The organism is Saccharibacillus kuerlensis DSM 22868 (genome assembly GCF_000378145.1).
In the GTDB taxonomy this organism is placed as follows: domain Bacteria; phylum Bacillota; class Bacilli; order Paenibacillales; family Paenibacillaceae; genus Saccharibacillus; species Saccharibacillus kuerlensis.
Genome location: NZ_KB899320.1, coordinates 1 through 11115 on the forward strand (window position 1 = coordinate 1; position 11115 = coordinate 11115).

Below are 11115 nucleotides of genomic sequence, written 5' to 3' on the forward strand. Positions count from 1 at the left end.
AACAGTCGATACGCAAACAGTCGATACGCAAACAGTCGATACGCAAACAGTCGATACGCAAACAGTCGATACGCAAACAGTCGATACGCAAACAGCCCGGACCGAGGTCCGGGCTGTTTGCGTATCAAGAAAATGATTCGCCTCAAGGCGCACGACGTTTGTTTGGTAGTTTTCCTTGCCGCTAACGAATCCTTATCACGCTATTTGCTCTTCAAGCGGCGAATACAAATTCTAACGAATCCTTATCACGTTATTTAAGGCGAATTGGCTGTAAAAGGACCTTTTGCGAGACTATAGCGATATAAGGATTCGTTAGATTTGAAAAAAGATCTGAAATCGGGAAATAGCGATATCAGAATTCGTTAGCCTATGGAAAAGATAGAATGCCGCAGCATTATTTATAGATTTTAAAATTCTTATGTTTTAAGATTTTCATACTTCAAAATCACATACTTCAAGACTCTTGCGCTTGCAGATCATAATTTCAAGTTCTACACACTTTAAGCCTTATCTTCGATATCAACGGACATCGGTTCTTGCTTCAACTTGCCTGCATCCAGCAGATCGATTGTCCATACTTCTTGATCCGCTTTATAACTCGCGCCAAGCACAACCGGCAGTCGGACATCTTCGGTCTTCAGCGATTGAAGCGCCTGCCGTACCGCTTCCGACTGCAGCAATTTTGCACCATCGGGTTGAATATCTTCCTCGATCTCGATTTTGGCCGCAGCCGTTTGTGCCGGATAAGACTCGTTGACTCCGGTTCCTTCTTCGATCCAAGCTTTTACCCGCATGCCGAGTTCAATCTTGTTCCCTGCTACTTCCTCAGGAAGAGAGAACCAGATCGCGTCGTAATAAGAATCTTCTCCTCCATTAGCGCTGAGGTTCTGGCGGTCCGGCGATACGACCAGAATGCTTCCCTTTTCATTCCGATCTACTACATATCCGCTTCCTGCCAGGAAAAGCTCTTTCACTTGTTTCGAATTTTGCTCGATTTCTTCGGGCTGCTGCTCGATCCGCTCCAACTGCTCAACCTGCGCGGCCGCCGGCTGCTGCACTTCCAAACCAGAACAGCCCGCCGTTCCAAAAACCGTCAGACAAGCAGCCGCAATCGGCAGATATTTTGAGCGCATTCTGCTCTCTCTTTGCTTGCGTGAATAGACCAAAATGCAGCTCCCCTTCCTTATCGTTATTCTGTTATTGACGAGTAACTGCGCAAAAGGTTGCAGGAATCGGCAAATGTACCGGTTTATAAGCATAAAAAAAGAGCCTGCTGGCAGGCTCTTTTTATTTTTCTAAACTCCTCACAAGCCCAAGTCCTGCATTCGCAGTCCCCGCCGCAGCCCTTCCAGATCCAATCCATCCGCTGCAAAAGCTGCACGGATTAGGCTCGGCGGCGTGAACTCGTCGTATTTGCCCAGATAAGGCGCTTCGAACTCGTCCAGCAGCTGCATCGAATCTTCCATACGTTCGGTCTCCGACAGGATCAGATGCTGCAGCTCGTCTGCATCCGTGCGTCCGGCCACGACCATATAATGCGGCTCCATCGGAACGATCGAACGAAGCGAGAGCTGCTGCGACAGATTGTTTTTCAGCAGACGCTCCAGCGTCCGAAATTCCCGACTGCCGATCCACGGCATGACGAACATGGAATCGCCGCCCGCAGGCAGCACGAGACGTTCGGTCAGACCGGTCTCGCGGGACAGGCGGCGGGCTCGCTCCAAACGGGCAGCGGCGTTGGGTGCCAGATACGGATACAGCGTGTTTTCCCGCAGGATATCGCGCATTTTGCGCAAAATCCGCGTGTGCATGTCACCGCCCGCTCCCAGCCATAGCGTATCGACTTTGCCTTTGGCATGCTTAACGTAGACCGCTTTGTGCCGATTGTCCACTTCGTCAACTTTCCACAATCGGCCTGCGAGCGAGAAGCAGTAGCCGGCCGGCGGCACGGTCGTGATCGAACCGATCTCCTCCGAACCGTCGTAGACAGAGTGCTCTTCTTCATCCGGGAAAACGGCATAGAACCGATAATGGCCAGATACCCGCTCGCCCATCAATCCGACGATCAGTGTGCCCTCTTCTGTCTGCTCGATATGATCTGTTGCAAGCAGATATTCCAGCAGTTCACGATATTGATCCGTCGTAAAGTTCGCAAAAGGCGGCAGTGTCAGCACCGCGCGAGCAAGTTCGCCCGCCTCCGCTTCGCCAAAGCTGCGCAGTACGCTCATCGTCTGGTGATACAGCAAACCGAGCGGCAGCTTGCGGACGACCTGCGGTTCGATCCACTTTTCCTTCACGTACAATTCGCAGACTGCAATTGCCCGCAGCAGGGTCCACGGCATGCGTGCCGGGAGCTGAGCTTCTTCGTCGTCCTCTTCCGCGCAGACGAACATCATCTCCGCTACCGCACCTTCGCGGCGTCCGGAACGACCAAGCCGCTGCACGAAGCTCGCGCAGGAATACGGCGCGCCCAGCTGCATGACCCGCTCCAGACTGCCAAGGTCGATGCCCAGCTCCAACGTCAGTGTCGCTGCAGCTACTGCCGGACCATATCCTTCACGCAGTGCGGCTTCGGCTTCCTCACGCAGCATGGAGGAAATGCTGCCATGATGCACGTGAAACACATCCGGCTGCTCGCGCAGGGCGGCGATACGGCGCATCTCCAAGATGGTCGTCTCGGCTGTCGTTCGGCTGTTGGTGAAGATCAGCGCCTTTTTGAGATGAGTGTGATCGTAGATAAAGTTGTTGTAAGACTTCTTCGCATTCTCCAGCGCTTCCGCCTGCCGCTCGTCACGGGCATCCGGCATGGCAAAGTTCTCGATCGACAGCCGCAGCTTGCGTCCGCCCGGCGGCGAGACCAGCTCGACCGGAATATGAGTGCCACCAGCCAGCCAATTTTTAACGGAATCATAGTCGCCAAGCGTTGCCGACAGTCCGATTCGGCGCGGCGAACAGCCGGCCATACGGGATAACCGCTCCAGCTGACTCAGCACCTGTGAACCCCGGTCCGCCCCCATAAAAGCATGCACCTCGTCAATTACAACAAAGCGCAGATCGCCGAATAATGCCGGAATTGCGTTGGGACGATTCATGAGCAGCCCCTCAAGCGACTCCGGCGTAATCTGGAGCACACCCGATGGATTCCGCATGACTTTGGTCTTCTCAGACTGCGGCACGTCGCCATGCCAATGCCAGACCGGGATGTGCGCATCGCGCATCAGTCCTTCAAGACGCTGGAACTGATCGTTGATCAGCGCTTTGAGCGGTCCGATATACAGAATACCGACCGACGAGGAAGGCTCCTGATCAAGCAGGGTTAATGCCGGAAAAAAGGCGGCTTCGGTCTTGCCCGAAGCCGTACCGGAAGCGATCAGCATATGATGATTCGTGTCAAGCACAACCCGGCTGGCTTCCACCTGCACTTCGCGCAGTTCTTCCCAGCCGCTGCGATAAATATATTCCTGAATAAACGGAGCCAACCGATAAAACGGATGTTCCGCGCTCACAGGTCAAGCTCCGCCAGAATATCGTCCGGGTTGTCGGTGTCCGGACGGGATGGCTTGGACAGCTCGTCCGAGGCAGAGACGGAACCTCGAAGGGACAGTCCGGCACGCTCCTCCGAGGCAGAACCGGAACCTGAAACCTCCGACAGATCGCTTGGTGCAGATCCGGAATTGTAACAGGAAGCGCCAGGCTCGTCATCTCCGTACAAAGCGACTGCACGGTGAACATCGGTGCTTCGCAGCGCTTCGACTTCTTCGCTGCGGCCAAAGCCGCTGCCGCGCGGCTTACGCGGGGCAGGTAAGCCTTCGTCCGGCAGAGAACCTCCTGCCGGCATACCCTCGGCAGCCGTGGCTGCCCCGGCTGCCGGTGAAACTCTCTCATACCCGCCGTATCCGCGGCCGGCTCCGTACTCTTCTCCCTGTCCGCCTGCGCTGCCGGACAGTCCGGCTGTACCGAGGTTGTTCAGGCTTCCGCCGGAAGTATCCGGTACTGAGGGAGCCGACGCTGGAGATGGCGATACCGGAGATGCGGGCGCTGAGGATGGCGATGCTGGAGATGCAGATACCGGGGATGTCGGCATTGGGGAGACTGGGCCTGTCCCTATCCCTGGTTTCCCGCCGCCAAGATCGTCGAACAATCCTCCGCTCTGCTGCAAACGACCCATCGTCTCCGGCAGCAGCTGATCGAAGCCGCGTTCCGGATATTGATGCATCGTATTCAGCAGATCCATGAAGTCCCGTACGACTTCGCGGGTAGTCAGCAGGGCATCGGCTCCCATCCGGCCCAGCTCCGATTCCATAAATCGCATAAGCTGATGCTGATCGAGCTTCGCTTCATAGCCGTAGTGCGAAGCGTGCAGATCGCGCAGCTTCTCCAGCAGTACGAGAATCTCTGCGTGCGACAGCATTTCCAGTCGGAGAATCGGACCGGCGTAATGCAGCATACCCGCTCCTTCGCCAAAACGCCCGGCGACAAGACGCGAACGCAGCGCATCATAGCTAAACAATCCTCGCCGCTGGTCTTCCACGAACTGTGGCGTACCGCCGAGGAAGATGCCCAGATGCTGCGCTTTGCCCTGCATCGTATCGTTGAAGATTGTCAGCAGCTTCTCATAGTTGCTCTGCCGCGAAACGGTGTTCGTAATCTTATACAGATTGACGCCTTCGTCGATAAACAGCAGCAGTCCTTTATATCCGATGCGAGCCGTAAATTCCGCCCACAATTTCATATAATCGTACCAGTTGTCGTCGTCGATAATGACCCCGACACCGAGTGCCTTGCGCGCTTCCGTCTTGGTCGGGAACTCGCCGCGCAGCCAGCGCAGCGCATTTTGCTTCTGCTCATCTTCGGCCAGCTTGTAGCCGTTCCAGTAAGCAGCCAGCACTTTTGCAAAATCGAATCCGTGCACCATATGTTCCATATTGCCTGTCACTTCGAAAATACGGCGCTCTACTTCAAGCGGAAGCTTTTCGTCGTCCGGACGCAGACTCAGCTCCGCCATTGCCTGCTGCTGTAGGGAACCAAACCACTTCTGCAGGATCGCTTCCAGCGCGCCGCCGTCGGGACGGGTCCGCGTGGACAGGTGCGTCATCAGTTCGCGGTATGTGGCCAAGCCTTGTCCCTTCGTTCCTACAAGACGCCGTTCCGGCGACAAATCCGCATCCGCCACCACAAAATCTCGATCCATCGCATAATTGCGCAGAATCTGGATCAGGAAGCTCTTACCGCTGCCATACCGGCCCGTAATCAGCTTAAAAGCCGCGCCGCCTTCCGCTACGCTGCCCAACTCCCTGAGCACCGATTCGATCTCGAGCTTGCGCCCGACCGCTATATATTCAAGTCCGATCCGCGGCACCACGCCGGCGCTCAGCGAGTTTACCAGCGCAGACGAAATCCGCTTGGGGATCTTCGTTTGATTCAATGTCAGTCACCTCCGAATATTGCCGTACAAACCTTTTTACATCTGGTTGTTCGTTCTACGTTGTTATTCCTCGAAGTCTAAAACTAGTCTGAAAATGAGTCTGAAAAGAACTCTTAAATCCATCGACCAGAAGACTCGCTTCATGAAGCAGTTAACAGTTAGCAGTTAGCAGTTAGCAGTTAGCAGTTAGCAGTTAGGCGATAATAAGTGCAGCAATGCAATTAATTCCGGCCTATGGTCCTTTTTTCAACGATTAGATGCCAGGATACACTTAATTCGGACAAATCTTCCTGTGCAGCATCGATTTCGCAAAAATAATTGCATCTGCGCACTTATTTTTTCAAATGAAGTCATAATCCTAAAATAAATGTATCTGCGCACTTATTTGAATTTCTTTTATGCAGAGCCGTGCTCGGTCTAGGCTATATTGATTCAGACCTATAGTGGCTCAAACCCATATTCGGCACGCCCACACTATACCATAGTCTCTTCTATTCTTCCGCTTTAAAATACCTTTCTTTGAATCAATGAAAAATGAATGGATTTCAAGCCGCCGTGTGGGTGCAGCAGACGATCAGATCGGTCATTTGCCGCTTCGTTACTTCGCTATTTCGTCACTCCGCTGCTTCATATAGCTAATTTTTCAATCTCCTCATCGCTGCATTCTTTGCTCTTTCATCCTTCGTTCCTTCGTTCCTTCGTTCCTTCGTTCCTTCGTTCCTTCGTTCCTTCGTTCCTTCGTTCCTTCGTTCCTTCGTTCCTTCTCGATTGTAACTTCAATTCCCTCGAAGCCCCTCAAGATACGGAATATATTCTTCCAGCACTTCGCCGCCGTCGATCAGCAGGTCACCGATTGTTTCCATTGCCGCTTCGTTGATCCGGTCAATCATAGTTTCCGGCAGCTCGCCGGATGCGCCAGCAATACTCATTTTGTTCGTCTCGCTCAAGCCGAGAAGCACGGCACGCACCATATCCCGCTCGGCACTGCCAATCGCAGCAGCGAACGCCTGCCAATCTTCGTCCAACTCCGAAACGTCCCAATCCGCTTCTTCCACGGTGTCCGCAGCAGGAACTGTCGGAGCGGATTCTTCTGCGCGGTTTCGACCCTCCGCCTGGGAGCCCGAATCAACTTCTTCCGTCTGCCCTTCGGCGCATGACAGCAAGTCGCCCTCTGCCTGTCTGGAAGAAGTCTCCTCTGCTTCGGCTCTCGGATGCCTGTCTCCGCCCCCGTTCGCTCCTCCTGGCTCAGCCGCCGGGTCGAAAGACAAGGCACCGGGAACCGGTTCGCCGCTCCAGCTTTCTTCGACGTCTTCCGGAAGTTCAAGCATCTCAAATCCTTCATATTCGTCAATTATGCTTTCGTCAATCGTGCTTTCGTCAATCGTGCTTTCGCTGGTCATTTCCCCTGCGATCGGCTCTTCAACCGCGGCATCTGCCGCTTCCGAATGAATCCCATCCTGCGGCTCTTCTGAACGACTTCGAACTTCGCCAAACGAACTATCCTGCTGTTCGAACGCTTCTTCAGCGGTCGACGTACCTTTTTCTGAAAATTCCTCGCCCTTTACATTCGCTTGCCGCTCAGTTTCCGAACTTCCGCCGGTCATCAGCTCGCCCGTCAGCATACGCAGTACTTCTTCCGAGTCACGCCGCAGCTTCTCCAACTCCTCCAAATCAAGCTTGACCTCTGGGCGTTTCGGCGGCTCGGGCAGCACCCGATCTTCCGGCGGAAGAAATTCCCGCTCTGCCGCCTCGGCAATCACTTCGGCAATCTCGGGGTCCAGCTTGATCCCCCGAAGCCGGCCGCCGAACTTGAAGCGGGCTCGCAGCTCATTCTCCGTCTGCCTCACCAACTGCGTCATGAAATCGCGCAGCTGCGCATGCAGTCCAAGCTTCGGCGCACGAACAAGAAACGTCCGGCCGTATAATTCGGGATCATAGACGGCGCTGCGGAACAGATAGCGTTCCGTAATCCGGATATCCGCTTCCCGGAACAATCCCGTCAGCCGAATCCCCCGCGTGCGAACCAGATAGTCGTCGATCGCACGCACGATATGCGGCAGAACGCGAGGCATTGTTTTTTTGCCTGCTTCCTTATAGAAACGGCTTGTCGTCATGTCGTAATCTGACAGCCGGGCGATCAATTCCCAAGTCAGATCGGCAGGCGTCTCTTCGAATCGACGGGCCAATTCAAGATCCAGCAGTTCGCCTTTGAGCTGACCGGACGTCTGCTCCAATGCAGTCGATTCCGGCAGGTCAAGCGCATGTACCAGTGCGAATTCGCGCACCCAGTCGGCCATGTATCCGTCCAGACGACGGAACCGGGCGCGGTAACTCTCCCAGACGCGGATCATCGCTTCCATGCCTTCCTGCGGCTGCTCCCAACCGATTCCGTTAATCAGCTCATAAATATAGATGAATAGATAAGAGAGATCGGTCTCAACCTTCTCGCCGCTGCGGAATTGGCTTCTCCAATAGAAATACCACTGTTCCTGCTCCGGCTTCATCGCTGCGTAAGTCGGCCAGTAGCTTGAGAACGGCACAAAAGGAACCTCGGATTCCGTACGGTTGGCATTCTCTCTGGCTCTGCGCACAAATTCGCGTTCTGCAGACTGCTGCTGTACAGGCCGAACCGGACGAGCCTCCAATCCGCCGCGATCCTGCGGACGGCGCTTCGGCTGCAGAGGCGAAGGTTTCCTATCCGGCTCAGGCCGTGACAATCTTGTATCTCGCGAGTCAAGCTCAAGGTGTGATGATCTCATATCACGCGAGTCTGGCTCAAGGTGTGACGATCTTGTATCACGTGAGTCCGGCTCGGGCTTTTCCTTGGAAAAGTCCGGCCTAACCGGAACGGACGCACCGCCCCACCTCTGGGAGAATCTGCTCTCCGTATCGGCTTCCTGCCCTTCGGCAGCTCCTGGGTCGCTCTCGGTCATGCCAACGCTTGGACGCGGCGGAATCGCCATCCCTCTGCGAACCGGCGCCTTCGGCGCTGCTTCGGGCTCGTCCACAAACATCTCAGCCATCCCTCCTGCGCCTTTCCTCCAAGACGGCAGCTTGAGATCCGGGACGTCACGCAGCGGCGGTCTTGCTCCCGGCGAAACGGCTCCCCGGTCCGGTTCCAACAGCAGAAAGCTGCGCGTCAGCGAATCGTACAGCTTCAGCAGACGGATCTGCACAGCCCGAACCCGAGCATCGTTCATATGTCCTTCTGCCGAATAAACGGCTATTCGCACTCTTGCTTCCGCCGCATCGAGCCGGCTGAACAAACGCGTTTCGTCCGAACGGACAGCAGCGTCCGGTTCCAGCACCAGCAGAATGTCCGCCTGCAACTTCTCTTCGAAATCTGCCCGCTGCAGCAGCGAGAACGGAGCCAGAATCAGCGTACCGGATTCCACCACTTCGCCGGATGAAGAAGCGGCTGCGCTGATTTCGGCAGCCCCCGAAGCACCAGTGCCGGACCGATCCGATCCGCGCGGAGGCAGTGCAATTCCGCCGTCCGCAGCCGGCAGACTGTCAGTGTTGCCGCTGGCATGACCAGCATTGCCTGTATTGTTAGCATCTACTGCTTCAGCGGTTCCAATGATTCTATTGGCTGCATGGGTTACGTCACTGCTATCGGCATTTTCGAACTTGCCGATTTCATCAGCCTCTCTGCGGCCTTCGCCTGCCCCTTCCGCGCCCAGCATAAGCGGCGAGACAGCGCCTGCGGTTTCGGCAAGCGCCGTCAGCAGTTCGCGCCGCCCGGCAACAACGAGCCGGCAGTCCGGCGAAGCGGCGAGTGTCTCCTCCGCAAATTCTCCCAGCTCCGCCAGCCACCGCTCGGCTCCGCCGTGCAGGCCGCCGTTCATGCCCCAGCCGGCCAGGTAGCGCAGATGCGCCAGCGCCGGCCTCTCTTCGTCGGCCTTAGCAGGCTTCGGCCCTTCGAGCACGAGCAGCAGCTCTCCGGCTACCCCTTCCCCCGGCAGCCCGATACGCTGCCGGTACGAGAAGCCGGCCGTGATCAAGCCGGCAGATCCTCCGCCCGCGCCGTGTTCGCGCAGGCTTCGGGCAAACTCAGGCGCCTCGAGGTCGATCCATCCGTCCTCGAGGCGCAGATACCGGCGCCCTTCGCTCCAGGCGCCGGTAAGCTCGGCGGCCGTAAACTGCCGCCCGCCTGCGCTCAGCACGGGCTCGGCGCGTACAACGCCTACGCCGCGCTCTACAACAGGGCCTCCTCGGAGCGACCAGCTCCAGTCAGCCGTGTCGTAGAGTCGATGCAGATCGCGGAACTTCGCCGCAGCCTCCCCCTTTACGAGCGATCCCCATTCCCGCTCGGACAGACGGGCGAACTCCGCCAGCTCATCTCCACGAGCCGTTCCGCCGGTCGGGCAGCCGAACAGGCGCTGCACAATCTCGCCTTCCAGCGCGGGACGCATGACAAAGGCACCTTCGGCACTCTCTCCGGAATCTGGAGGTACAGGCAGGGATTCTACCAGACGGACTCCCAAGTCCTCAACATTCCCCGCATCCGAGACTTTTCCGGATTCTTCCGGCTCCTCGGTCTTCTCAGATCTCCCGGTCCTCACAGACTCTTCAGTCTTCTCGAATTTCCCGGTCTTATCGGATTCTGCAGGATTCTTGAATTCTTCAGTATTCCTGGACTCTTTGCCCTTCTCAAGTCCTTCGGGTTTCTCTGCTTCCGGGATTCCTTCTCCCTTCGCTTCTCCGCTCTCTGTCCCTGCGCTCTTCTCCGAGATCCAAGACGCGGTCAGCACATATCCATTCAGTTCCCTCATGCGCAGTGCCTGTTCGCCTCCGAATACCCGAACCGCTGCGTAATCTTCGCCGCAGTCCAGAATTTCCAGACTTCCTGCCGGTTCCGACAAGTATTCGATCTCGCTTCGTACTCTTATCCGGCGTTCACGCATAGACGGAATTACTCGGACCAGCAGCTCTTCCCATTCATCCGGCCCAATTCGCCGCCCGATCCAATCCAGGTCATCCTCCTCGAAGCCCGGCATATCGATCAGCTCATAACCGGCATCCCCAAAGCGCCCGAACCACCCGGGTTCCAGATACAGTGCTCCTTCCGGGAGGCGGCCGATCAATGAAGAACGTTCTCCATCGAGGAAAAACGTCAGGTCCGGTTCTTGATCGGGGTCCGCCATCATTGCCAATTCGACCTTGTCGTCCATATGCAGATACAGCCCCGGCGCATCCTCACGTTCGATTGCCCTAAGCAGCGTATCGCGTACAACAAGCAACCGGGAAGCACGGATTGGGGCCTCTTCCCGGTTCAGTCGATACTCAGGCAGCATATAACGCGGTAGTGGAATCAAGGCATCCCGAAGCAGAACGGGGCCTTCTCCATCCGTTGCGCTCAGCCAGAACTTGCCTCCTCCGTCCGCACTTAAGTACAGGTCGTAAGAATAAGCCGCCGGTCTTGCAAAAAAATCGCTCACTTCACTCCCCTCCCCCTTTTTCCAACAACTTTATTAATATGCCGATAACGCTTTTTCTGATTTTTTCGATTCGTTCATTATACCATCGTTTGCCTGTGGATGAACGGATTCCAACCATAGTTCTTAATTTTCGAAATTCATGTATTACTGGGGTGTTGGGTCGTTGGGTCGTTGGGTCGTTGGGTCGTTGGGTCGTTGGGTCGTTGGGTCGTTGGGTCGTTGGGTCGTTGGGTCGTTGGGTCGTTGGGT

3 protein-coding genes and 1 pseudogene are annotated in these 11115 nt (G+C 55.9%); all 4 read right to left on the reverse strand.

Annotated features, from left to right (window positions below):
* Nucleotides 1-500: 500 nt before the first annotated feature.
* The 4 genes and pseudogenes from F456_RS23860 to F456_RS23865 all read right to left on the reverse strand — a co-directional run bounded on the left by F456_RS23860 (nt 501) and on the right by F456_RS23865 (nt 10866).
* Nucleotides 501-1133, reverse strand: a complete 633-nt coding sequence (locus F456_RS23860) for a DUF3221 domain-containing protein (protein ID WP_018979028.1) — start codon at nt 1131-1133, stop codon at nt 501-503.
* A gap of 171 nt (nt 1134-1304) precedes the next feature.
* On the reverse strand, nt 1305-3506 hold the full coding sequence (locus F456_RS0121200; RefSeq protein WP_018979029.1) for a DEAD/DEAH box helicase: 2202 nt from the start codon (nt 3504-3506) through the stop codon (nt 1305-1307).
* A 665-nt stretch (nt 3507-4171) separates the two neighbouring features.
* Nucleotides 4172-5425: pseudogene (locus F456_RS23290) on the reverse strand (ATP-binding protein); the annotation flags it as partial.
* A gap of 776 nt (nt 5426-6201) precedes the next feature.
* Nucleotides 6202-10866: a TerB N-terminal domain-containing protein gene (locus F456_RS23865; protein ID WP_018979031.1), complete on the reverse strand. Its 4665-nt coding sequence runs from the start codon at nt 10864-10866 to the stop codon at nt 6202-6204.
* Nucleotides 10867-11115: the final 249 nt, after the last annotated feature.

Bases quoted from the DNA above. Each gene is read 5' to 3' on its own strand.
- F456_RS23860 (WP_018979028.1), bottom strand. From the start codon at position 1,133: ATGCGCTCAAAATATCTGCCGATTGCGGCTGCTTGTCTGACGGTTTTT.